The 24,367-nt window shown below is 40.6% G+C and carries 19 protein-coding genes; 5 read left to right on the top strand and 14 right to left on the bottom strand.

The window, feature by feature from the left end:
• Positions 1-113: 113 nt before the first annotated feature.
• Entirely contained in the window at positions 114-1,181 is a 1,068-nt protein-coding gene (gene lptG, locus ACSSVW_RS10370) for an LPS export ABC transporter permease LptG (protein WP_036966171.1), read from the bottom strand.
• Positions 1,178-2,290, bottom strand: coding sequence for an LPS export ABC transporter permease LptF (gene lptF / locus ACSSVW_RS10365; RefSeq protein ID WP_036966168.1), 1,113 nt, complete (start codon positions 2,288-2,290; stop codon positions 1,178-1,180). Before lptF ends, lptG begins: the two co-directional genes overlap by 4 nt.
• Positions 2,291-2,612: 322 nt before the next feature.
• On the opposite strand from lptF, the gene pepA reads away from it, so the two are divergent.
• The 3 genes from pepA to ACSSVW_RS10350 all read left to right on the top strand — a co-directional run bounded on the left by pepA (position 2,613) and on the right by ACSSVW_RS10350 (position 7,579).
• Positions 2,613-4,127 carry a leucyl aminopeptidase gene (gene pepA, locus ACSSVW_RS10360; RefSeq protein WP_036966165.1) on the top strand — a complete coding sequence of 505 codons (1,515 nt, stop codon included), beginning with the start codon at positions 2,613-2,615 and terminating at the stop codon, positions 4,125-4,127.
• Positions 4,128-4,253: 126 nt separating this feature from the next.
• Positions 4,254-4,700, top strand: coding sequence for a DNA polymerase III subunit chi (locus ACSSVW_RS10355; protein ID WP_036966161.1), 447 nt, complete (start codon positions 4,254-4,256; stop codon positions 4,698-4,700).
• A gap of 23 nt (positions 4,701-4,723) precedes the next feature.
• The gene (locus tag ACSSVW_RS10350) at positions 4,724-7,579 is read left to right on the top strand and encodes a valine--tRNA ligase (protein ID WP_065979700.1); all 2,856 of its coding nucleotides are present in this window, start codon (positions 4,724-4,726) and stop codon (positions 7,577-7,579) included.
• 127 nt (positions 7,580-7,706) lie between these two features.
• Here the strand turns inward: ACSSVW_RS10350 and ACSSVW_RS10345 are convergent, their stop codons facing one another.
• Entirely contained in the window at positions 7,707-8,984 is a 1,278-nt protein-coding gene (locus tag ACSSVW_RS10345; RefSeq protein ID WP_036966153.1) for an outer membrane protein transport protein, read from the bottom strand.
• Between the two features lie 334 nt (positions 8,985-9,318).
• Here ACSSVW_RS10345 and ACSSVW_RS10340 point away from each other — a divergent pair, with 334 nt between their 5' ends.
• On the top strand, positions 9,319-9,642 hold the full coding sequence (locus tag ACSSVW_RS10340; protein WP_182395412.1) for a hypothetical protein: 324 nt from the start codon (positions 9,319-9,321) through the stop codon (positions 9,640-9,642).
• Here ACSSVW_RS10340 and ACSSVW_RS10335 read toward each other — a convergent pair.
• The 5 genes from ACSSVW_RS10335 to ACSSVW_RS10315 all read right to left on the bottom strand — a co-directional run bounded on the left by ACSSVW_RS10335 (position 9,602) and on the right by ACSSVW_RS10315 (position 15,688).
• Positions 9,602-10,819 (bottom strand): HD-GYP domain-containing protein, encoded by a 1,218-nt coding sequence (locus ACSSVW_RS10335; RefSeq protein ID WP_074988927.1) that lies wholly within the window; start codon positions 10,817-10,819, stop codon positions 9,602-9,604. The two genes, ACSSVW_RS10340 and ACSSVW_RS10335, sit on opposite strands and share 41 nt — an antisense overlap.
• Before the next feature lie 271 nt (positions 10,820-11,090).
• The gene (gene rraB / locus ACSSVW_RS10330) at positions 11,091-11,426 is read right to left on the bottom strand and encodes a ribonuclease E inhibitor RraB (RefSeq protein ID WP_036966145.1); all 336 of its coding nucleotides are present in this window, start codon (positions 11,424-11,426) and stop codon (positions 11,091-11,093) included.
• Complete coding sequence (locus tag ACSSVW_RS10325) at positions 11,426-12,139, bottom strand: 1-acylglycerol-3-phosphate O-acyltransferase (protein ID WP_036966142.1); 714 nt, start codon at positions 12,137-12,139, stop codon at positions 11,426-11,428. The genes rraB and ACSSVW_RS10325 overlap by 1 nt, the downstream gene beginning before the upstream one ends.
• A 140-nt stretch (positions 12,140-12,279) precedes the next feature.
• On the bottom strand, positions 12,280-14,577 hold the full coding sequence (parC, locus tag ACSSVW_RS10320; protein ID WP_036966139.1) for a DNA topoisomerase IV subunit A: 2,298 nt from the start codon (positions 14,575-14,577) through the stop codon (positions 12,280-12,282).
• Positions 14,578-14,587: 10 nt separating this feature from the next.
• Complete coding sequence (locus ACSSVW_RS10315) at positions 14,588-15,688, bottom strand: PQQ-dependent sugar dehydrogenase (RefSeq protein ID WP_454179260.1); 1,101 nt, start codon at positions 15,686-15,688, stop codon at positions 14,588-14,590.
• Positions 15,689-16,043: 355 nt separating this feature from the next.
• Here ACSSVW_RS10315 and ACSSVW_RS10310 point away from each other — a divergent pair, with 355 nt between their 5' ends.
• Complete coding sequence (locus tag ACSSVW_RS10310; protein ID WP_454179259.1) at positions 16,044-16,364, top strand: hypothetical protein; 321 nt, start codon at positions 16,044-16,046, stop codon at positions 16,362-16,364.
• A gap of 111 nt (positions 16,365-16,475) precedes the next feature.
• Here ACSSVW_RS10310 and ACSSVW_RS10305 read toward each other — a convergent pair whose 3' ends face one another.
• The 6 genes from ACSSVW_RS10305 to ACSSVW_RS10280 all read right to left on the bottom strand — a co-directional run bounded on the left by ACSSVW_RS10305 (position 16,476) and on the right by ACSSVW_RS10280 (position 24,347).
• Complete coding sequence (locus ACSSVW_RS10305; RefSeq protein ID WP_454179258.1) at positions 16,476-17,324, bottom strand: DUF2971 domain-containing protein; 849 nt, start codon at positions 17,322-17,324, stop codon at positions 16,476-16,478.
• A gap of 128 nt (positions 17,325-17,452) precedes the next feature.
• Positions 17,453-18,430: a DNA adenine methylase gene (locus tag ACSSVW_RS10300; RefSeq protein ID WP_454179257.1), complete on the bottom strand. Its 978-nt coding sequence runs from the start codon at positions 18,428-18,430 to the stop codon at positions 17,453-17,455.
• A gap of 5 nt (positions 18,431-18,435) precedes the next feature.
• Positions 18,436-19,809 (bottom strand): hypothetical protein, encoded by a 1,374-nt coding sequence (locus ACSSVW_RS10295; RefSeq protein WP_454179256.1) that lies wholly within the window; start codon positions 19,807-19,809, stop codon positions 18,436-18,438.
• Positions 19,799-21,886 carry an ATP-binding protein gene (locus tag ACSSVW_RS10290; RefSeq protein ID WP_454179255.1) on the bottom strand — a complete coding sequence of 696 codons (2,088 nt, stop codon included), beginning with the start codon at positions 21,884-21,886 and terminating at the stop codon, positions 19,799-19,801. The genes ACSSVW_RS10295 and ACSSVW_RS10290 overlap by 11 nt, the downstream gene beginning before the upstream one ends.
• Before the next feature lie 31 nt (positions 21,887-21,917).
• Positions 21,918-23,459, bottom strand: a complete 1,542-nt coding sequence (locus ACSSVW_RS10285; protein WP_454179254.1) for an AAA family ATPase — start codon at positions 23,457-23,459, stop codon at positions 21,918-21,920.
• A 15-nt stretch (positions 23,460-23,474) separates the two neighbouring features.
• Entirely contained in the window at positions 23,475-24,347 is an 873-nt protein-coding gene (locus tag ACSSVW_RS10280) for a WYL domain-containing protein (RefSeq protein ID WP_454179253.1), read from the bottom strand.
• Positions 24,348-24,367 lie beyond the last annotated feature (20 nt).

The following is a 24,367-nucleotide window of genomic DNA, read 5'->3' as shown; positions in this document are numbered from 1 at the left end:
GCAGTTCGCTTAATTAAGCTTATTGGTGTAATCACTGATTGGTAAAGCGATACAGTAGATACAAAAAAGCGTGACTAGATAGTCACGCTTTTTTTGTAATTTAAGTACGTTTACTACACACGCTTATTTAGCAAGTAGGTCGCAAAACCAATAAATAGAATGCTTGGCAACACCGCACCGACAACCGCTGGAATTTGATATACCATCACCACAGGGCCAAATATTTCATTGGTTAAGTGGAAGGTAATGCCGGTTATAACCCCCATAATGATTCGAGCGCCCATTGTAACGGTTCGCAGTGGGCCAAATATAAACGACAACGCCACTAATAACATCACCGCGATAGACACAGGCTGCATTACTTTGCGCCACAATGCTAACTCATAGGTGCTAGTATCTTGTTCATTTTGTTTTAGGTAACTCAAATATGACCAGAGTCCAGTAAACGATAACGCTTCTGGTTTTACCGATACAACCCCTAACTTTTCTGCTGTTAACTGTGAATCGTAAAACTCTTCAGTTTGCTGTTCAGTGCTAATCTGTTCTGGCGTGATTTTAACTTTATTAACGCCACGCAACAGCCAACCATCTTTTCGGTTTACGGCTTCTTTTGCTTTCGTTATTTGAGTTAATTGCAATGACTTATCAAAATGATACATATGTACACCACGCAATACGCCTTGCTGATCAACATCTTCTATATTTATAAAGTTGCTGCCATCTTTTGCCCATACACCTTGTTTGGCATTAAAGACATCGCCCCCGTTAATAGCGTGGTTGCGTATTTCTTTCGCTTTAAGCTGTGCTTCGGGCGCTCCCCACTCACCAAGCGCCATCATACAGATAGCCATAAACATGGCAGTTTTCATTACCGAGGCAATAATCTGTAAACGCGACATGCCCGCGGCCTGCATCACCACCAACTCACTGTTTGATGCTAAAGCACCGAGTCCCGTTAAGCCACCAATGAGCGCTGCCATCGGAAAGAAAATAACCAAGTCTCCCGGCATGCTGTACACAGTGTAAATAAGTGCTGTCGCAATATCATAACTGCCACGCCCTACCGATTTTAACTGTTCAATAAATTTAATAAGGGTACTGATACCAACCAGCACCATTAATGCAAATCCTGTAGTTTGAATAATGCTACGGCCTAAATACCAGTCGAGTGTTTTCATCATGCGCTTAACTCCCGCTTAGTCACCACTGCTTTTAACCATGCGCCGAGCGGGCGGCCTTTAATAATCAATAAACCACCAATAAACAAGGCAGATAAATGAATCCACCACAGCCCAATTGAAGGTGGTATTTTACCATCTTCAACAGCAAATTTAGCGGCATTAAGAAGGATGAAATACCCTAAATACAAGCTGATTGCAGGCACTAATTTAGCAAATTTACCTTGTCGTGGGTTAACCACACTAAGCGGAACGGCCAGTAAAGTAAGCAGTGGAATCGAAAGCGGTATTGCAATACGCCACTGCCACTGAGCAACCGCTTCTACACTTTTCATTTTAAATAAATCAAACGTTGGTACGGCTTCTAATTTACGGCGTTGATGTTCAATTTCTTGGTCTTGGATTTGTACGCTATAACCATCAAACTCTGTCAGGTTAAGCGCCGCAGATTCACCGTCTGTTTCATAACGCTTACCATCATTCAAAATAAGTTGTTGCTCACCGTTATCTTGTTCAATCACGACACCACGCTCTGCGTAGACTAACCGTGCCAAATCACCTTTCTCACGGTCAGGTAACTGGGCAACAAAAACTTTGTGAAGTTCTTTACCACCGTTTTCAATATTATGAATAAAGACAACGGCTTTTTCGTTGCCTGTTTGCTGAAAACGACCCGCTCGAAGTGCAGACAAACCAGCATCGGCTTTTGCTTGTTCTTTTAATTGATACTCTTGCTCACTCGCCCAAGGTGCAATGTACAGTGTTAAGGCACCCGCAAGAATGGCCATCGCTGTACTTGAAATAAGCGTGACGCGCACAACATACCATTCACTGACGCCACAAGCTCTAAACACCGTCATTTCGCTATCGGCATAAATACGACTATAGGCCAAAATAATGCCTAAAAAGATACTCAAAGGGAGAATAAGCGACGCAAGCTGCGGTAGTTTCAACGCGATCATCGAAAGCACAAGCTTTGCAGGAAGTCCTCCATCTGAGGCATCACCTAAAATCACCACAAACTTTTGCGACACAAAAATGGTCATTAAAGTTAAAAATACGGCGACCTGCGACTTTAAGACTTCAGTGGTCAAATAACGGAAAATTAGCAATGCTCGCCCCTGTTAAACATCGTGTTTCACTGGAATAGTAAGAAATTTTGAGTAAACTAGTTATTTTACTCACTTTATTATATGCCATCACAATTAAATATCATACCTAGCAAGAACATATAATCTTGCATTTATAGTACAGATGGCATCTATTATGTGATATTGATATTCACAATAAGATAAAGTTCAAAAACACGTAAATAGAGTCATAGTTTATGAGCTAATATTAGTGTTAATAAACTAAAAAATGTAAGAAAGGACTCGAAAATGAATTTCTTACCCTTATTTACTAAGGTTATACGACTCAAAATCAGGAGTGACAATGGAATTTAGCGTAAAAAGTGGTAGTCCAGAAAAACAACGTAGCGCATGTATTGTAGTTGGCGTTTATGAGCCACGTCGTTTATCGCCCATTGGTGAACAGCTAGATAAAATCAGCGATGGTTATATTTCAAATTTACTGCGCCGTGGCGACCTTGAAGGTAAGCCTGGTCAAGTGTTGTTGTTGCATCATGTACCCAATGTACTGAGCGAACGCGTTTTACTTGTAGGCTGTGGTAAAGAGCGAGAGTTGGACGACAAACAATATAAACAAATCATCTCTAAAACCATTAACACGCTGAACGAGACAGGCTCTATGGAAGCGGTATGCTTTTTAACAGAGCAGCACGTTAAAAGCCGTGATACTTATTGGAAAGTACGTCAAGCCGTTGAAACGACACAAGATTGTTTATACACATTTAATCAGCTTAAAAGTAAAAAAAGCGACCCTCGTCGACCATTACGCAAAATTGTCTTCAATGTACCGACACGCCGTGAACTCACGATTGGCGAAAGTGCAATTGAGCATGGTTTAGCTATCGCAGCCGGTAGTAAATTATGTAAAGACGTTGCCAATATGCCACCTAATATCTGTAACCCAGCGTATTTAGGTGAGCAAGCACAAGAGCTTGCCGACAACTTTGACAATGTCACGGTTGAAATTATTGGTGAAGAAAAAATGGCTGAGCTTGGCATGAATTCATACCTTGCTGTCGGCCGTGGTAGTGCGAACGAGTCTGTGATGTCGGTAATTAAATACCAAGGTGCCGACAAAGACCAAGCCCCTATCGTACTCGTTGGTAAAGGTTTAACCTTTGACTCTGGCGGTATTTCAATCAAACCAGGCGAAGCCATGGATGAAATGAAATACGACATGGGCGGTGCCGCTGGGGTTATTGGCACAATGCGCGCATTGGCTCAAATGCAGTTACCTATTAATGTGGTTGGTGTGCTTGCTGGTTGTGAAAACATGCCTGGTTCAAATGCTTATCGTCCGGGTGATATTTTAACGACAATGTCAGGTCAAACTGTTGAAGTATTAAATACTGATGCAGAAGGCCGTTTAGTGCTGTGTGATGCACTCACCTATGTTGAGCGCTTTGAACCCGATACCGTGGTCGATGTAGCCACCTTAACGGGTGCCTGTATTATTGCGCTTGGTTCGCATGCAACGGGGTTACTTTCAAATCATAACCCGCTTGCCCATGACTTACTTAAAGCATCTGAGCAAAGTGGCGACCGCGCATGGCAGTTGCCACTGTGGGATGATTATCAAGAACAACTTGAAAGCCCATTTGCTGATTTCACCAACTTAGGTGGCCGTGCAGCTGGGACAATTACTGCTGCGTGTTTCTTGTCTAAATTCACCAAAAAATACAATTGGGCGCATTTAGATATCGCTGGTACAGCATGGCGCAGTGGTGGTAAAAACAAAGGTGCAACGGGTCGTCCGGTGCCAATGTTGACACAGTATTTACTAAACCGTGCTGGCATTAGCGAAGCAAGCCACGACTAAGCACGTTATTTACAGAGTAAGTAACGCTAAATAAGGCGCCAAATGGCGCCTTATTAATTGAAGCAATACGCGTTCTATGTCAAAATCTCTGCTTTGATCTGTGTATCTGTGGGGACGCCCGTCACAATGAGCATGAACGCACAATTTTACGTTCTAAAACAAGATGATAATAGCCAGCAAGCTGATAAAGCGTGTTTTGATCTTGCCGCTAAAATCGCTGCGGATCAGTATCGTCTTGGTCATCGCGTATTTATTTACGCCGATAACATCGACACGGCCCACACAATCGACGACATCATTTGGTCATTTGAACCAGATAGTTTCATACCACACAACCTACAAGGTGAAGGCCCTAAAGGCGGCGCTCCAGTAGAAATTGGTATGACGCCACCTGTCGGCAACAGAAAGATATTAATTAACTTAGCTGAACACCTGCCGGATTTTATTCGCCGTTTTCAGCAAGTTTTTGACTTTGTTCCCGTTGAGCCAACCGCTAAACAAGCTGCCCGTGAGCGGTTTAAAAAGCTTCGCCAACTGGGCGCCCATATTGCAACGCAAGAAATTGACATTTAAGCATTTATTTAAGGTTCTGTGTAATGGATAAAACCTACAATCCGCAAGATATTGAACAGTCTTTATATCAAGACTGGGAAGAAAAAGGCTACTTTAAACCATCTGGCCAAGGTGACGCATACTCAATCATGATCCCGCCACCAAACGTCACGGGTAGCTTACACATGGGCCACGCATTCCAAGACACTATCATGGATACGCTAACACGTTTAAAGCGTATGCAAGGCAACAACACATTATGGCAAGTAGGTACCGACCACGCAGGTATCGCAACACAAATGCTGGTTGAGCGTAAGCTTGCTGCCGAAGAAGGTAAAACACGCCATGACTTAGGTCGTGATGCATTTATCGACAAAATTTGGGAGTGGAAAAATCACTCTGGCGGCACAATTACCAAACAATTACGTCGCTTAGGTGCGTCAGTCGATTGGGACCGTGAACGTTTCACTATGGACGAAGGTCTATCTGAAGCCGTAAAAGAAGTGTTCGTACGTCTTCATAAAGACGATTTAATCTACCGTGGTAAGCGTCTAGTAAACTGGGATCCTAAGTTACACACAGCCATCTCTGATCTTGAAGTTGAAAATAAAGACAAGCAAGGCCATATGTGGAACCTTCGCTATCCACTCGCTGATGGCGTAAAAACACAAGACGGTAAAGACTACATCATCGTAGCAACAACGCGTCCAGAAACCATGTTAGGTGATACTGGCGTGGCTGTTAACCCTGATGATGAGCGTTACCAAGACCTGATCGGCAAAGAAATTTTACTGCCTATCGTCAATCGTCGTATTCCTATTGTTGCCGATGAACATGCCGACATGGAAAAAGGCACGGGGTGTGTGAAAATCACGCCAGCGCACGACTTTAACGATAACGAAGTAGGCAAACGTCATCAACTGCCTATGATCAACATCTTCAACAAAGATGCGGCAGTATTAAGCCAAGGCGAAAGCTATACTTTCGACGGTAAAGAGCTGGCGCTTGATGCACCTATTCCTGAACGCTTGCACGGTCTTGACCGTTTTGATGCGCGCAAGGCAATTGTGAGCGAATTTGAAGAACTGGGTTTATTAGAAAAAATTGAAGACCACAGCCTAACGGTTCCTTACGGTGACCGCTCTGGTGTGGTAATTGAGCCTCTACTAACAGACCAATGGTACGTGCGTGTAGCACCGCTTGCAGAACCAGCCAAAGAAGCCGTTAAAAACGGCGACATTAAATTTGTACCACAACAATATGAGAACATGTACTTCTCGTGGATGAACGACGTACAAGATTGGTGTATTTCACGTCAACTTTGGTGGGGTCATCGTATTCCAGCTTGGTACGACAACGAAGGTAACGTGTATGTTGGCCGTGACGAAGCAGAAGTTCGCCGCGACAATAACATTGCTGATAACGTGGCGCTTAAACAAGACGAAGACGTACTTGATACATGGTTTTCATCAGCACTGTGGACCTTCTCAACACAGGGTTGGCCTGCAAACACAGATGATTTAAAAACCTTCCACCCTTCAGATGTATTGGTAACCGGTTTCGACATTATCTTCTTCTGGGTTGCGCGTATGATCATGATGACCATGCACTTCATCAAAGATGAAGACGGCAAGCCACAAGTTCCATTTAAAACCGTTTATGTCACCGGTCTTATCCGTGATGAAAACGGCGACAAAATGTCTAAATCAAAAGGTAACGTACTTGACCCAATCGATATGATTGACGGTATCGACCTTGAAAGTCTCGTTGAAAAGCGCACTGGCAACATGATGCAGCCACAGCTTGCGAAGAAGATTGAAAAGAATACCCGTAAAACATTCGAAAATGGTATTGAAGCACACGGTACAGATGCTCTACGTTTCACATTAGCGGCAATGGCTTCAACAGGCCGTGACATAAACTGGGATATGAACCGCCTTGAAGGTTATCGTAATTTCTGTAATAAACTATGGAATGCGAGCCGTTACGTATTAATGAATACGGAAGAGCAAGATTGTGGTTTTAATACTGAGGCTGAAAAGCAGTATTCACTGGCTGACCGCTGGATTTTAGGTCAATTTGAAGCCACGGTTAAAACCTACACAGAGCACCTAGAAAACTACCGATTTGACCTTGCTGCAAACACTATCTACGAGTTCACATGGAACCAGTTCTGTGATTGGTATTTAGAGCTTACTAAGCCGGTATTATTCAAAGGCAACGAAGCACAACAACGTGGTACGCGTCATACTCTTATCACGGTATTAGAAAGCTTACTGCGCTTAATGCACCCAATGATGCCTTATATCACAGAAACAATCTGGCAACGTGTTGCACCGCTGGCGGGTATTGAAACTGCAAACACCAGTATTATGGTGCAAGCTTTCCCTGTATACACAGCTGCAAACGTCGACAGCCAAGCAATGGACGACCTAGAGTGGGTTAAACAGTTCATTCTAGCTATCCGTAATATCCGTGGTGAAATGGATATTAGCCCAAGTAAACCATTGTCGGTTTTACTGGCTAATGCATCAGATGAAGACACGCGCCGTTTAGCTGATAACGAAGCATTCTTAGCATCACTTGCTAAGCTTGAAGCGTTCACGCTGCTTGAAAATAAAGACGATGCGCCAGCGTGTGCAACATCGTATGTTGGCAACTTGGAAATCATGATCCCAATGGCTGGCTTAATTGATGTTGAAGCTGAGCTTGGTCGTATTGCTAAGCAGCTAGAAAAAGCTGAAAAAGGCTTAGCACAAGTACAAAATAAACTTGCCAACGAAAAGTTTGTGAACAACGCACCTGAAGCAGTTCTTGCTAAAGAGCACGCTAAGCTTGCTGAGTTTACAGATGCAAAAGACAAACTATTAGCGCAAAAGGCAAAAATAGAAAGCCTATAACGCCATACACTAAGCGCGATTAATTCGCGCTTACAAAAAAGCCGCATCATGGTATTTCATGATGCGGCTTTTTTAATTTCTAATAAGTATCAGCGATTTTTACACAGTATAAAAATCGCCTTAAATATTAAAATGTGTAGTTGTACTGAGCACCTAATAGTACAGCATGACCTTTTGATTCATATTCCCATGAAACATTTTGGCCAAGTGACGCTGCTAAACTATCTTTTTCAGTGAAGTTTTGTGTTTTACCACGAAGAATACTCACACCTAAGTCGATATTTGAGTTTTCGCTGAATGCGTAATTACCACCGAACGAGAACCAGAAACGGTCTGTATCAGGAATAGAGATTGAAAGGTGTGATTGATCAGCTGGCGATTCATCGTAAGCAATACCTGCACGAAGTAATAACGCATCGCTGTACTGATAGTCAGTACCAATTGAGTAACGCATTGAATCAGAGAAATTCTCTTCTTTAGAGAAAACAGGCGTTTCACGGCTTGGTGTATACGCTTCTAATTTCTGGAAGCTATCCCAACCAGTCCATAAAATGCTGTAGTGTACGCCTAGCTTTTTGTCTAATTGGTGTGAACCAGAGAACTCAGCAATCGCTGGTAATGTTAATTTTAGCTCGCCAGGTACAGTCATGCCCGCTAAACCACCCACAGCTGCAGGTAATTGGTTTGAGTACTCACCTTCAAAATCGATATCTGTTTCGCTGCGGTAGCTAAAGCCAAAGCGGTTATTTTCATCAAGTTGGTACATTGCACCCACGTTCCAACCAAAACCGTAATCGTCACCTTCAAGGTGAGCAATTTGCGTATTCGCAGGGATACCAAATGGGTTAGCACCGGCATTACGAACTACTTTTGCATCAGCGTAAACATAGTTTAAGCCAAGACCTACGCTGAACTGCTCGTTGATTTTGTACGATGCACTGGCATTCATGTTAACAGTTACGATTTCAGTTTCACCCGCAATCGAGCCTGCCGCATAGTCGTCATTAAACTCAGTTGAAAGACCAAAGTTAGAAAAAGCACCAAAACCTAACGACACTTTGTCATTTAATGGCATGGTGAAGTAACCCGCAGGAATAAATGCAGATGGAGCGATGCTATCATCATCAATTGAGTTTGCATCTAAACCATATGCAGCGCTCTGGCCTTTTAAGCTTACGTCTGGAATAACAGCAATGCCTGCCACTGAAATTTGCTTGTCTTTGAATAAAGACATAAGTGCAGGGTTACGAGCTACAACTGAAGCATCATCAGCAACGGCTGCTTCACCAGCGTATGCACGGCCTAAACCCGATACATTTTGCTCTGCTAATTGGAAAGCTGCAGCAAAGCTGTCAGCAGAAACAACAGCAAGTGATGCTGCAATTAATGTTTTAGTGAACTTCATAAATCTGTGTCCTCTTGCAATCTAATGCGTTAGCGATACCAATTTATAGTGCAACCAGCTAGTTAGCTTTTAAAGTTAGCGCTACATGTTGGTATTAGATGTTTTATTCTAATAATTACAAACTTTCAAACATTACCTTAATTAAGATCAAAAAACTGTAATTTTTCGTTAGAAATAGGTAAAAAACCCACATTTTAACAACAAGATAACAACTTATTAAAACTCATCAGATCTCTAGTAACAAACGGTAGTTGATATCAATTATCATTTGCATTGACATCTTTTTAGCATCGTTTTAGACTAAAAACAGTGTGTTAATGGATCAGGCATGGTTATGGAAATCGCTTTTATTTTTACTGCATTGCTCTTATGTGGAGTCAGTGTTTACTACTTCTGTAAAGCAAACTACTGTGCTTGCACCAAAGCCGGTGAGTGCGATAACCCCGTTAATCAGTATTGGTTAGGTGCGATGTGCAGCGCGGTTATGTCGTTATTGTTGTGTTGTGTTGCTTTGCATGTCGAAAAAGGCACATTATTGTGGCTGGTATTAATGGTAAGTTGTTTTAGTGGTGCATTTATTTCAGCTAAACGTAATGCCAAAAAGCGCTGCACTAAAGCTAAACAAGCAAATGCTCTTTTAACAAACGAGCCAAATTAAGCTGATAATCAAGCGGTTTGATACTAGCAACAATCTTTAATTCATGGTTTTCGCTTAAATTAACATCTTTAGCGGTAATATGGTGCTTGTGTTTAGCATTATAGAATATTTTTACTTTAGGCTTTATAGGGTTCTCGTGATTCCCTTCCATCACTAACGCAAGGCGTTCATTGTTAAGCTTAACAATTGTGCCAACTGGATGTACTCCCAAGCACTTAATAAACCGCTGTACAAGCTCTGAGTCAAACAGGTGCTTATTAGCCAACAAGTAACGTAATGCCGAGATAGGCTCTTCGCCTAATTGATGAGGGCGGTCTGCTGTCATTGCATCATACACATCGACTATGGCCATCATTCGCGCTGGCCGACTCAGCTTTTCAGCGCCAATGCCACGCGGGTAGCCACTGCCATCTAAGCGTTCATGATGATTAACGACCATATCAAGCATTAAAGGGCTAATTCCCTTTTCACCTTTAATCACACCTAAGCTTTGTGCGACATGTTTTCTAACAACCTGCATTTCTGTGTCATTCAATGCACTGGGCTTTGATAGCACTCCTTGCGGCATTTTTGCTTGCCCTATATCATGCAAAAGCGCTCCCATAGCAAGCTCTTTTATCGTTTTTTCTTTGTAGCCTAGATACTTAGCAAACACACTAACTAAAATTGCGGTATTAATCATATGACGCCAATTATAGATATGCTTGTCTTTAAGACGCGTTAATATCGTCAGCGCATTGTGATTCCGAAACACAGAGCCGACAATATCAACCGCAATATCATCTAATAAACTCATATTCATTTTCAGACCCGCGGTGATGTCTGAGTAAAGTGCTTGTAATTTACGGCTGTACTGTTCGTAGTGAACACTCGCCTTAAGAAACTCCTGCTCAACCGTTACAGCGTGCGACTTAGTATTAAGAGCGTCAGTTTGCTCTACAATGGGTTTGCTTGGTTCTGCAACTGGTTGGTATTTTTTAGGAAGCGCAACATCACTCTGAGCAAAATCGATAAGGAGTTCTTCAACGCCCTCAGAAATTAAACGCTTAATAATGGTTTTATCACGCACTAAACCACGCGTTTTTATTTTAATACTGTTTATGTGTTCTTGTTGCTTACTGACACTGTCAACAAACATCCCTGGTACAAGTTCGGCAATCGGTAAGGTGATTAACATAAGAAGGTTAGTGCATAAAAAATCGAGTTTTCATTATCGCCCAACCGAAAAAAATGTCTATAGATCAAGTCTCGAATACGAAATAGGTATGAGTTAATTTTAGAGATTGAGATTAGAGGTTAGGGGTTAGAGGTTAGGGGTTAGGGGTTAGAGATTAGAGGTTAGAGATTAGAGGTTAGAGATTAGAGGTTAGAGGTTAGGGAATTATAAGCGCGATTGTATATCGCGCCATAATTCAGACAGTAACGCGGGGTAAACCCGCTGCTACATTTTATTCCTGAAAGTATGTGCCCCAACCGTCATACTCAACGTCACATTGCTGTGCAAGGGCTTCTAATTTATCAACATCTTCCATTATGACTTCAACGTCAAGCTCAGCTTCAACAACGACGTCAAAGCTCCATACTTTTTGGCCATCTTCTAGCTCAAGTTCTGCAGGTTCTTCAACATCGTAGCCAAGTTTAAATGCGGCTAGCGCAGCTTGCTCTAATTTTTCGAAGTTTTCACTTACGAAGTGATGTTCAACTTCATACAGTACTTCAGGATCTGAGCCATCTTCAAGGAGTGAAGTAACAATGTCTTCACTAATTTCGCGCCAATTTTCCATTATTTATTTCTCACTTGAGCATCTAATTCAGTTATTTTAGCAGCCATAATATTATGAACATGCGACGCATGCTCACGTGCAGTTACGTCTTTATCAAGATAAATCGGCGCTAACATTTCAAGGTAAATTGTACCATTGTCTAAGCGGTTTAGCTTAATAGTTTTATGCGTGGTACTCATACAAACAGGCACAATGGGGACATCTGCACTCATTGCGGTATGAAATGCCCCCGTTTTAAAAGGCAGTAAACCGCGACCATAACTCCGAGTTCCCTCTGGGAACATCCACACAGACAGACCTTTTTGCTTTATTTTTTCGGCTGATTTAGAAATGGTACCCGCTGCTTTTGAGCGGTTTGCACGGTCAATTAAAATATTACCTGAAAGCCAGTATAGCTGACCAAAAAACGGAATCCACTTTAAGCTTTTCTTACCAAGGCTGACACAATTTTCTGGCACCATCGCGGGTAAGGTGAATATGTCGTAGTTGTTTTGATGATTTGCTACATACACTGCTGGACCCACATTTTTAGCGTCAGGGTGATAAGTCAGCTCAAGCTTAACGCCTAGCAATACCGCCATTTTACTAAACCAACCTGAAACAATGTGCACATTATTATTGTGAAATGGTTTAAAAATGCATAAAAGCAAACCAAACACACAGCTTAAAACAATAAATAACGCCATGATAATAATACGAAAAACAGCTAACAAACGGATTCTCCTCGAGTAAATCAGCGCGCATTATAACGTGAAATATGTCATTACCATAGCTTTTGGCGTACATGTGTGCGCTAAGATATTAATCTCTTTTCGTTGCAATAAAAAAGGCCTGCTTAGCAGGCCTTCTTAATTTACTCACTCAAATCTGTTGAGGATTCATCTGGTTCATCGGTGTGTGTTATTTCTACCACCGCTTCATCTACACGCTGTAACCCTCGTGGTAGCTTATTACCTCGTCGACCGCGCTCACCATGATAATGCTCAAGATCACTTGGTTTTAAGGTTAATTTACGCTTGCCTGCATGAAGTGTCACACTGCTGCCCTCTGGCACCACCGCAAGTACTTTTACAAACTCTTCACGGGCTTGTACTTTTGCACTAGGAATAGAAATAATCTTGTTTCCCTTGCCTTTGCTTAGCTTAGGTAAATCACGTAATGGGAATAACAGCATACGGCCTTCATTTGAAATCGCCATACAGTAATCTGTCGCAACATCACTCACACGGATAGGAGCAAGTAGCTCTCCGCCTTTAGGCACGCTAACCAGCGCTTTACCATTCTTATTCTTACTAACAAGATCTTTAAAGTCGCTAATAAAGCCATAACCTGCATCTGAAGCCATCAATAATACTTGATTGTCTTCTGCCATCACCACATGTTCAAAGTTAGCCCCAGAGCTTAAATTAAAGCGCCCTGTCATTGGCTCACCTTGGCTTCGCGCTGACGGTAAGCTGTGCGCATCCGTGGCAAATGCTCGACCACTTGAGTCAAGGAACACCGCAGGCTGGTTGCTCTTACCTCGCGCCGATGCTTTGTAGTTATCGCCCGATTTATAGCTGAGTCCTTCCACATCTAAATCATGGCCTTTACCGACACGTGCCCAGCCTTTTTCAGACAGCACAACAGTGACTGATTCTGATGGAATAAGATCTTTCTCGCTCAATGCTTTTGCTTCAACACGCTCAACAACAGGTGAACGACGATCGTCTCCGTACATTTCAGCAGCTTCTTGAATTTCTTTCTTCATTAACGTCGACATACGACGATCTGAGCCTAGCGTTTGCTCTAATTTATCACGCTCTTTGGCAAGCTCATCCTGCTCGCCTTTAATTTTAAACTCTTCAAGTTTTGCTAAGTGACGTAGTTTTAATTCTAAAATCGCTTCGGCTTGCGTGTCTGTTATTGCGAAACGCTCCATCAGCACTGGCTTTGGCTTATCTTCAGTACGGATGATTTCAATCACTTCATCAATATTTAAGAAAGCAGTTAATAAACCTTCTAAAATATGTAAGCGCGCAAGTACTTTATCTAAACGGTACTGTAAACGACGACGTACTGTTTCACGGCGGAACGTTAACCATTCAGTTAAAATGCTGAGTAAATCTTTTACTTGTGGGCGTCCATCTAAACCCAGCATATTTAAGTTTACGCGGTAGTTCTTTTCTAAATCGGTTGTCGCAAATAAGTGGGCCATTAATGGCTCTGCTTTAATGCGATTTGAGCGCGGTACAATAACGATACGCGTTGGGTTTTCGTGATCAGATTCATCACGTAAATCTGCCACCATTGGCAGCTTTTTCGCATTCATTTGCGCCGCTATTTGTTCAAGTACCTTAGCACCTGAACATTGATGCGGTAGCGCCGTAATAACAATATCACCGTGTTCTTCGGTGTAGATTGCCCGCATTTTAATTGAACCACGACCAGTTTGATAAATTTTACGAATATCGTCTTTTGGTGTGATGATCTCAGCTTCTGTTGGGTAATCAGGCGCATGCACTAATTCCAGCAGTTCTTCGATTTCAGTTTTTGGTTTATCGAGTAATAAACAACATGCACTCGCCACTTCACGCACATTGTGTGGTGGAATATCGGTTGCCATCCCCACCGCAATACCCGTCACACCATTAAGTAAAATATGCGGTAAACGAGCAGGCAGCACCATCGGCTCATCTAATGTGCCATCAAAGTTAGCCGTCCAATCAACAGTTCCCTGCCCAAGCTCTTTAAGTAAAACTTCTGAGAACTTTGATAAACGTGCTTCGGTATAACGCATTGCAGCAAATGACTTAGGGTCATCCGCGGCCCCCCAGTTACCTTGCCCATCCACCAGCGGATAACGGTAAGAAAACGGCTGCGCCATTAAGACCATGGCTTCGTAACATGCGCTGTCACCATGTGGATGGTATTTACCTAAAACATCACCCACGGTACGCGCTGATTTTTTATATTTTGCTTGTGCCGATAAGCCCAGCTCACTCATCGCATAAATAATACGGCGCTGTACAGGTTTTAGACCATCGCCTACATGCGGTAAGGCGCGGTCCATAATGACGTACATCGAATAATTTAAATAGGCGTCTTCAGTAAAGCGCCCCATTGTTTGTTGTTCTATGCCCTGCATCAGCAAGGTATCTGTATCACTCATTAACGCTTACCTATTTTTTCTTAGCGCTAACGCGGTAAATCGCATTAGCGTAATCGTCTGAGATCAATAAGCTGCCATCTGCAAGTTCTGCAAATGCAACTGGGCGACCAAATGTTTCTTCATTTTGCATAAAGCCAGTAATGAATGGGGTGTACTTTGTAATACGGCCTTGTTCAACATTGGCTAGCATGACTCTATAACCCGACTTTTTCGAGCGATTCCACGAACCATGCTCAGCAACAAATAACTGTTCTTTGTAGTTGGCCGGAAATTGCTTACCGTTGTAGAAATGAATACCGAGTGGTGCAACATGCGCCCCCAGCGCCAGTGCAGGTGATTTGTAATCAGCAATACGCTTACTTTTGCCAAATTCAGGGTCTAAAATAGCCCCTGCATGCACATAAGGGAAACCGTAATGAGCGCCTTCTTCTCCTTCACCTACTCGGTTTATCTCGCATGGAGGCATGTCATCGCCCATCATGTCACGGCCATTGTCACTGAACCAAAAAGCATGGGTAGTTGGGTGATAGTCAAAGCCCACTGAATTACGTACACCTTTGGCAATCGTTTTAATTTCTTTGGTATCAACATCCAAAGAGAAAATACGGCCGTACTTGTCATCTTCTGCACAAATATTACACGGTACACCAACAGGCACAATTAACTCCCCCGTTGGCGCAAAGCTAATAAACTTCCAGCCATGGTGACGATCGGTTGGGAACTTATCGTAAACCACCTCAAATTTGGGTGCTTTTAAATGTTTATCAATTTCTTTAAAACGAATAATACGTGACACTTCAGCAACGTATAAATCGCCGTCTTTTATTGCTAAACCCGACGGCATTTCGAGCCCTTTGGCTATCACAATTTTCTTATCTGCTACACCATCACTGTTATGATCGATAAGCGCATAAACATTGCCCGCTTTTCGCGAGCCGACATACACAATGCCTTTTTTAGAAACGGCAATTTGACGCGCATTCTCAACATTATCTGCAAATAAACTAACGTTGAAGCCATCAGCAACCGTTAGTTTATCTAAAATATCTTTTGCCATCACTGGCGCTGACAACAAGCTCAGTGATAATAATGAAGTCAGTATTTTTTTCATTTTTCTTGCCTTTTAATTCATTTTCAGCAACTAAGTTGCAGCTCTATATTTAATGCCTATTAAACCAAAAGATGTCAAAAAGCATAAGCTGGCCCCATTGATTTTACTGATGTCTCTGATTCCAGTTCTTTAATATTCAACAAGTGCTCTGTCAAAAAAGGGCAAAAATAACGCATATGCTGTCAAAATAATTTGTATGTTATTACCATATTAGCTGACTTCTGAACAACAATCCATTTTGTAATGACGATAATACCCGTGTACAAATTGGTCCATATTACCTCCATGCTTTGGGGTATGTTTTTAATTCGATAGATCCTACTATTGATAAACCTTTATCACTAGGAAGCAATTCATGAACACAGTAGTCTCCGATTGGCAAATCGTCACCGTTATTGATGAAAAAGGTCAATCAGTCGGTGACGTTCTTTTTTGTACGTGTATTAAAGACACTCGCAATCGCTTCCAGCCGGGTGATTATATCTGTACTTCTCGTATCACCCACTTCAATACTTATACATGTTTGATCAAAACAATTTCAGGTAGCCTTTACCAAGTTTTAGAGGAAGGTAAGCGAAGTAACATAGAGCTTCGCTATTTTCCTTTACTCAGGCAAGGTTTCAGCCCTGAACAAATTAACGCGTTGCAAGGCTTACCCATGACCACAGCACACTGATCTCTCAATATCAACTGGAAAAAATCGTGCAAAAATCTAATACCGATTTACACAAAGTAGGATGTACAGCGCGTCACAATAAAAAGCCAACTAACAGATAACAAAAAATATTTAGTTTTCCCAATCATCGACGATTTCTAGTTCATAACTATCTTGTTCAATTGTTGCAATTTTGATATCGATATCTTCGGATAAGCTTCGAATTATTTTCCTTAGATACTGAGCATCATTGTTTAACATTTTATGCCCAATAATCACCTCTTTAATTGCAGAGGAATCGTAACGAACTAATCCACTTTGATTCTCTAGTAAAACCCTAACTTCGTTTTCATATTTCCAAGAACGAGCTTTCGTTCTTTTAATATCTAAACCAATACCTTTAGTTAGAGCCTCACCTCCGTGCTCTGGTGGATCACTAATATAGTCAACCACCCAGTCAATATGCCTCACTATATCTAGCTTAGGAAAATTATTGTCATAATTGACTGGACATAAAATAGGAGAGGTTTCGCTTTCTAATGAAGACAATAACTCTTTCTGATCGAATACTATACAGAAACCTCTGAGGCCATCAGCATAGTGTGACCACATTAACTGATTTTTAAGAGAGTGTTGATTAAACTCAGAAAAGCAAAGGCAACCATCGTCACGTAATGATTCATATAGCTTTTCGCTAATTATTTGATAAACCCAATCAAATTCCCTAAATTCGAAACCTTCATACTTCAATTCATCAATAAGATCGTAACAGCTAGGATCATATTTCGCTCTATCTTCCAAAGCTGAAATGTACTTTTTAAATAAGGATATGTGCGGCTTGCTCTGAGGATATGGTAAAAATTCAAACCTCCCTTCAAACGGATCATTGAAGTCATAAAAACTTGAAAACCACAATTTACCGTTTGCTAGGCTACTGAACGCGTTGTGGCTTACAGATTGAAATTTAAGTAACTTGTCCATCTTTAAATTTAACTACTTCCAAACATGATTAAACCTTTAAAAACATTACTTCTTCCCAATATCGAGGATCGCATTTAAAGGTAAAAATGTATCATTATATTGCAGTTTAAGCATTGTTTTGACTTAATTTACCTATCATTGACGGCTAACGATAAATCCTGATCTTTCATAAATATCGGAGCATCTTCATTTCTAGCAATGATAGGCATGTTTAAAGTACTTGAGGCGATAAGCAGCTCTCGACCAACTCTGGCTTTATTCATTACATAGCTTAACTCAATAACATTGATTCCAGACTTAGCATAAAGCTGATGAACTAAAGGATCGTCATCATAAGAAATTAGCCAAGGGTTTCTTTGATGTTTTACAGCATTAGCGAATGTTGTGTGTTGGTGGTTATTAAAACAGTAATTTTTATAAATATTTTTACCTTCCTTAACATAAGGAGGATCTGCATAAATAAAACAATTTCCCTGCTCTAATTTATATACTAGTGAAGAGGCATCTTCGTTCTTTACGATAATTTTTCTTTTGAATTTAGCTATATTTTCAATTCGTTGAATGAGATTAGCTTTGTTAAAGCGACAATCTATTAAATATTCGCCTATTTGAGCTTGCCCACCAATTGGGCCAGCATGAAGTATCCCCGACCTATTCGTTCTGTTTAAAAAGAAAACACTTAATGCTTTTTCTATATCTGACGAGTCTACATTCCCTTCAAAAATAGCTTTATATTTGTGCCAAGTATCTAAATCAACTTTTACCTTTCGAATTTCTTTACTAAGAGCTTTGGTATTATTTACTGCTGCATCCCAAAATTCAGCAATAAACGGATTCGCATCATTCAAAACTAATTTGCCAATAATACCAGCTTCAAGTAGAGGCAAAGAACCTCCTGCCCCACCACAAAACGGCTCTACAAATTTAGTTCCTTTAAGATCATTTGAAACCAAGAAAACAGCTAAAAATTTCGAAAGCTTCCCCTTCCCCCCCGGATACCTAAAAGGAGATAAATTTGATTTCAATTTTGGTAGCTCGAAAGATTTTATGACGCGTTTAGACTTCAAGCTATCAATAGCTTCTTTCGTATATCTTGGCTTATCCACAATATTTATTTCTTAACATTTAACCCGTTTCTAGATACCAGCTCTAAAACTTTTCCACCCGGCATCAGACTTATAGAAGCATGTCGGTGCGCTAGTGCGATTGGAACAACCGCATTTTCGTACAGCTCTAGTTCAAAAAATTTAATTATACCGAGAGTTCTTTCCAAAGTATCCTGATATTTAAACAGTTCACTTTTCGCCACTTGAAAATCCTCTCTTTTTCCTTTTCTTTCAAAGGGGTAAGGGATGCAAAAAGTAAAAATTCTTCCACTATCAGTTTTGTATAAGAAGTCTTGCCCGTAATATGTCTCATAGCCTATACAACCTTGTGGATCGTACTTCCCTTTAATCCAGCGCCCCTTGTATCTATCGGTTAACAACTTGATCGTATTTTTCTTAATATGCTTACTCAACGCACTAGCGTGTTCTGCAACCTGACCAGTTTTTATTAACCCTAAAATTAAAGGCACTTTATAACCTCTGCTTTTCATATCTTCAGAAATATCAAAGTAGAGCTTCATAAGCCTTCTATGAATATCGGCAGGCTCGCCAAAAATAGCTAAAGGTCCATCAACAAAGAAAGCCATTTCACTGAGGGTTTCTGGTTGATAGTGGTGAAGCATTCGAATTAAGTTTGCAATATTTAGGTGTTCAACAACGTTCATAAAACGTGTTATAGCAGAAGCATTGTCACCAAACTCAGTAATTGGTTCGTGCAAACGTAATGAATCAGTTAGATAAACCTCTTCACCACAACTAGCACATTTATGTATTGTATTAATGTCACTGAAAATGAAAGGAGTCTGAGGCTTTTCCTTACATGAAGGGCATTTAGCAATAAGGATCGTATTCTCGTCTTCGATAGCTAACAATGTACCAGCTACGTTAAAATCACCACTCTGTGCCATTTTGGTTCTACCGTCAGAAAGCTGTTCCCATACAGCTCTTCTAAAGCCATCAGCGACTGAAGTTGCACCTTTGTACCTAATGTTACTTCCGGGCAGTGTAAACGAAATAGCATCTGCATTCCGATGCAATTCAGCAACTTTAAAGGGATCTATATACCGACTTTCAGGTGAGGTTAACCCCTCATAATTATTAACATTGATTAGGACTATACTGTTTTTGACATAACCAATTTGTGTGCTAGGAAACATACCGTTAATAGGCTCGGAATAAGGACTGGCATCAGAAGCAAAAACCGTTGATGGCAATACACTACTAGGTTCAATATCAACGAAGTCCTTTACAATTTCCTTAGCTTCTTCTTCTGTAGGCTCTTTTATAAAGTCGCACTCATCCAAAAAGGCCGCAACGTCAGGGTTTCGGACTAAATCTGAATGCCCTCCTTTAGAGGCGCGTTCTCGGCTATATGGCATTCTGGCCTCCGCACTTATAATTAACCAACTCAATTTTAAGTTCTTCAGGCGTGAAGCGGTTTATTTGGGTTGGTATCACAAATGGAGACGATAATGTTTTTATTCGAGCAAAACCCACATCCTGAGCAGTTTTTAATGAAGCATGGAAATCTGCAAAATCATAGAACTTTCCTAGTGCTCTCAATTCATCTTCGTTATTCAAGTGAGTTACGAACCAATTTTCAGTGTTAGCAAGTATATTGGGGTGAATAGATGAAGGCTCTTGGGTAGCATATACAAATGCTATTTTCGCTTTAGCACCTTCTTTTGCAATTCTAGGCCATGTATCTGTTAGATCGTCTTTTCGACCAATTAAGTTGTGTGCTTCTTCCACATAAACCACTGTATTTTGTGGGACAACTCCTCTATTCATAGCTGCAAATGCCGAATCAAATATTCTCTGTGCAATTCTTTTAGATAAAATAGTTCTTACTTCAACAGGCCCAACAGAAAGATCCAATATAACAATTTTCCCAACGCTCAAATGGGTTAATATCTCTTCAATCACATCACTCTGTCTATGGGGAGAGTGGTATGCGGAATATGATACAATTGCTCTATAGCCGCGAATATCGTTTTTCTGAGCATTTTTTCTAGCTAATACGTTCAAATAAGATTCTAAAGTTGCATCCACCCAAGATTTTCCACCAGTTTTGGAAGTTAAGCCAACAACTCTTTGGTCATTGTCTTCTTGTTCAGATTTCAATGAGTAATTTCTTTGACGAGCACACTTGAACCACTCAATCGCATTATCCACATCAAATGTAGCGAGTGTCCCTCTTCGGCTTTTAATTGTTCTATCAGGCTTTACACCAGATGAAGTTTCGATTTCATCAAGTATTGATTGACTAACCGGGAAGCTCACCTTAAACCCAGCAGGTTGCCTATATCCAGCCTCCGACAAGATGCATTGAAACACTGCTTTTCTTACTTGCCAGCGGTTATATTCGGAAAAATCAGATTGTTCGGGTTCATCTAAACTACTCTCAAAAAATTGATTAAGATCTGTTTGTGAACGATATGGGTCATCATGCGCTAGTTTGTTAATTAAGTTTAAAGCTGGAGCACAATCTAAATAGAAGTTAGTCCTTAAATCCTCAAAACCGGGAGTATTAATGGCGCGATATCTAACACAATCATCACCAAAAACTTCTGCAATTGAACTACCATCGTCCTGATGGTTAGCGTTAGCATATTCACCATTTAGATCAAAAATAATTTGACCAACTTTAATCCCATCTCGAATAGCAGACATTGCCACAGAAGAAATTGTAGTTTTTACAGTGTTAGATTTACCCGTTCTTGTCATACCAAGAATAGCAGTTCTTCTAGCAAGAAAATCAGTTGGCTGAATAGTGACAGGTACAAGCTCTTCATTTGGTCCTCTATGCAACCTATCTGAAGATGTATATCTGACTTTTCCTATTTCTATTGGGTTAGGTACTTGAGAAAAGCCTGATTTTAAAGCTTCTTCTTCAGCTTTTTTGGCAACCTCTGGATTCATATGATTTACGATCATTTCTAAAGCATGACCACGAGGTTTAAATACTCTCAATTTGGTTGAAGACATGTAATTTTCAATATCACTCCCCAATCTCAAATCACCATCTTTAACGTAGAATGTACCCAAAATCCTACATTTTAATGCACCGTATTGAAGTTCTGATTGTGTAAGAGCATCTAAACCATCATGCACATCTTGAGTAAAGATTTCGTCTTCTGTTCTACGCTGATTATGCTCAATTCTTGTGCGTAACAAATCCACATCAGTTGGTAACCCTGACGGGCCTAGAACCCTCAATAACACAACTTCCCTATCAAGCTCGTGAGCTTCGCTTAGCCTTTCCGGATCAAAGCCTGAAGCAATAAGAAAGCTATTGTGAGGAATGCCTGCAACCCTTTCTTTCCATGCATCATTAGTCAACACTAACGCCTCACTAAAATTCATAGAGTACACATAACCAACGTGGTTTTCTTTAGCAGCCCCCACAAGTTTAGCTAATTTGTTTTCTTTGGCGATCTCATTATAAATTTTCATAAAATTTCCTATTTTACTAAGCTGATAGGCTTTAGAATCCCTTATGCTTAACTACTTCATCGTAAATTAATTTAAACTTTTCTATATAGCTTTCTTTATCTTCAGGATGCTGTTTGAAATATCTCTTATAAAGCTCAGAAGCTCCATTTCCCCATACACCTGTGCTTTTTTGATCGTTGTACCACTTTTTAGCCTTGGTTCTGTCTGAGTGAATATCTTCGAGAGAGTAATCCCTAAAGCAGATTTGTTTGTTGTAAGCAGGGTTTTTGACAGTCCAAAAAGAATCAGTATCACTTAGTTCACTTAAAAAAGTAGACAATACTTTTTCAGGTGAGTCTCCACCGGGCAGCGCAATGTAATTTTTAAGCTTCGATATTTTATTGGTGGCAACATCACCATCAACAACGACAACAGAGTTGGGGTATAGGAATGCAGGTATTTTCTGCTTCGCTAGTTGAATCAAATTTTCGCAACCCAAAGAACAGTCAACATAATTTAATCCTTTAAATTTTCTACCTAAACAAGCCCTTGAGAAATCGCGACACTCCTCATCTTCAGCAAAAACGTCTACCGAAAATTTAAGTACCTTTCCTAAAGATACATCTAAATGATTCTTTATTTTTTCTGCGTTTAAATCCTGTTCTAGAGTTACCACACCATCAGACTTTTTGAGGTAAATGACTTTGGTTGAATCTTCTCTACCTTTTGTATTGCTCGTTTCAATTGCCTTCTCAATCATCGGCATAGAATGTGTTGTAGCAATTATTTGAATATTAAGCTTTGACGAGAAGTTCATTAACGCTTCAAGCAGTTTAAGTTGTGCCCCCGAATACAATGCTGCATCTATTTCATCAATAGCTAAAATTCCGCCTTTGTAGTCCTCCGGGAAAGAGTCTTTCAATCGTTTGAATGACAAAATGGCGAGTAGAATTTTACCAACGTTATCTTGTCCCGCAGAATTAGATCTCCAGTCATAGTGGTCAGAGGTAACCCCCGCAGTTTCTTTATTTTTACTTTTTAAGTAGTCAACTTTTTCCAGCTTATCACCAGATATTAAAATTGTTCGATACCACTTTTTATAAAACTCAACTTCACTATCGCTTAGTGTTATCGAAGGGTCTTCATCAAAACCAGACTCTTCCGCGTTTGGTAGTAATCGCTTAAGACTCAGAAATATTACTGGTAGTTGAATATAGCCTGAGCCAGCACTTCTATTGCCTTTTCGCCAAAACCTTAAATGGCTTGTAGCATTTCTTCTAGCTAAGCTTTCGATAGTAAATTTTTCTTCTGAACCTGAAAGTGTTAGTGTCCACTCATGCTCTTTAGGTACATCGAACTTCGGTGATAACCTGAATTTGTCGCTAAAACTAGAGCGAAAGCTTCCTCCTGACAATGGGGACAGCCCATGCATAACATGTGTTTTACCTATCGAAAACGTTTGAGTTAACATGCCTAATAGTGTGCTCTTTTGAGTTCCATTTTGGCCTGCAATCAAAGTCACCTGCTTGCCTAAATCAAATTCTAAGTTTTGAAAACCTCGAAATTTTTCTACATGCATAGAATCAATTATCACTTTAACTCCTTTTATTTAATTCTTATATCCGGGCGCTATAGCTAAGCAATTTAGGCCACTAAGTTTATCTATATTTCTAAGCCATAAATGGTATTCACCACCACTAAGCGAGGCATTGCTACTACAATCTACATTCCACTGACGCATTAAGTAGCCTAAAAGCGCCTCTCGCACCTCTAAATACAAAACGCCATCCGACATCCCGAAATCTAATTCGATAGCTTTAGAATGCTTTACAGATGGATGTACGACTAATTCGATATTGATAATGTTGTGCCATTGTTTGTCATATTCACCAGCTTGCATAGTAGCTATTGGCTTTTGAATTTCAGTTACGTTTTGTAATCGCGTACAAACAAAGTCACGAAACTCCTGTGATTTCTTATCAAACGCACGCACATGCCAACGCTGACCGTTATTAGTTATTGCGTGAGGAATGATCTCACGAAAACTTTCACCAGAGCTTAACGAGATATAATCGCACGAGATAGCGTGGCGGTTGTTGATCGCACGCATTAGCGTAGCGATAACGTCAGAGTCAGGGTGTATTAATCTAGTGGCATCAATACATTTTTCTGATGGGTTAATGCCTTGCGATATACCGTCACCGAAACCACGACACAAACTTCCTAAAATAGCCTCTGGATTATGCTCAAAAACTGGTTGGAATTCGTTAGTGCGGTAATACTGTTTTGTCTCATGTTTTAGCGTCATATTGTTTGGCGCTAACTCTTTATACAAAGTTAGATCACGTGAACATGACGCAAGGCCAGTCTTAAAGTGATTGACAAGATCAGCCCTCGCCAATTGCCCAATAAACTGTAGGCAAAAGTCGATAAATGCTAGTCGCTCTCTCTGTGCGTAGTTAAGTTCTGCGAGTTCAGTCACTGTAACTTTTAATTATTTTT

The sequence above is a fragment of the Pseudoalteromonas sp. MBR-15 genome (assembly GCF_053628915.1).
This window is presented reverse-complemented; position numbering and strand designations above follow the sequence as displayed.

Excerpts from the sequence above, each read along its gene's own strand:
- lptG (WP_036966171.1), bottom strand. The coding sequence starts at position 1,181 with ATGATGAAAACACTCGACTGGTATTTAGGCCGTAGCATTATTCAAACT.
- rraB (WP_036966145.1), bottom strand. The coding sequence starts at position 11,426 with ATGGAAAATTGGCGCGAAATTAGTGAAGACATTGTTACTTCACTCCTT.
- pepA (WP_036966165.1), top strand. The coding sequence starts at position 2,613 with ATGGAATTTAGCGTAAAAAGTGGTAGTCCAGAAAAACAACGTAGCGCA.
- ACSSVW_RS10315 (WP_454179260.1), bottom strand. The coding sequence starts at position 15,688 with ATGAAAAAAATACTGACTTCATTATTATCACTGAGCTTGTTGTCAGCG.
- ACSSVW_RS10310 (WP_454179259.1), top strand. The coding sequence starts at position 16,044 with ATGAACACAGTAGTCTCCGATTGGCAAATCGTCACCGTTATTGATGAA.
- ACSSVW_RS10335 (WP_074988927.1), bottom strand. The coding sequence starts at position 10,819 with ATGTTAATCACCTTACCGATTGCCGAACTTGTACCAGGGATGTTTGTT.
- ACSSVW_RS10340 (WP_182395412.1), top strand. The coding sequence starts at position 9,319 with ATGGAAATCGCTTTTATTTTTACTGCATTGCTCTTATGTGGAGTCAGT.
- ACSSVW_RS10305 (WP_454179258.1), bottom strand. The coding sequence starts at position 17,324 with ATGGACAAGTTACTTAAATTTCAATCTGTAAGCCACAACGCGTTCAGT.
- ACSSVW_RS10290 (WP_454179255.1), bottom strand. The coding sequence starts at position 21,886 with ATGAAAATTTATAATGAGATCGCCAAAGAAAACAAATTAGCTAAACTT.
- ACSSVW_RS10350 (WP_065979700.1), top strand. The coding sequence starts at position 4,724 with ATGGATAAAACCTACAATCCGCAAGATATTGAACAGTCTTTATATCAA.
- ACSSVW_RS10345 (WP_036966153.1), bottom strand. The coding sequence starts at position 8,984 with ATGAAGTTCACTAAAACATTAATTGCAGCATCACTTGCTGTTGTTTCT.
- ACSSVW_RS10355 (WP_036966161.1), top strand. The coding sequence starts at position 4,254 with ATGAGCATGAACGCACAATTTTACGTTCTAAAACAAGATGATAATAGC.
- parC (WP_036966139.1), bottom strand. The coding sequence starts at position 14,577 with ATGAGTGATACAGATACCTTGCTGATGCAGGGCATAGAACAACAAACA.
- ACSSVW_RS10295 (WP_454179256.1), bottom strand. The coding sequence starts at position 19,809 with ATGCCATATAGCCGAGAACGCGCCTCTAAAGGAGGGCATTCAGATTTA.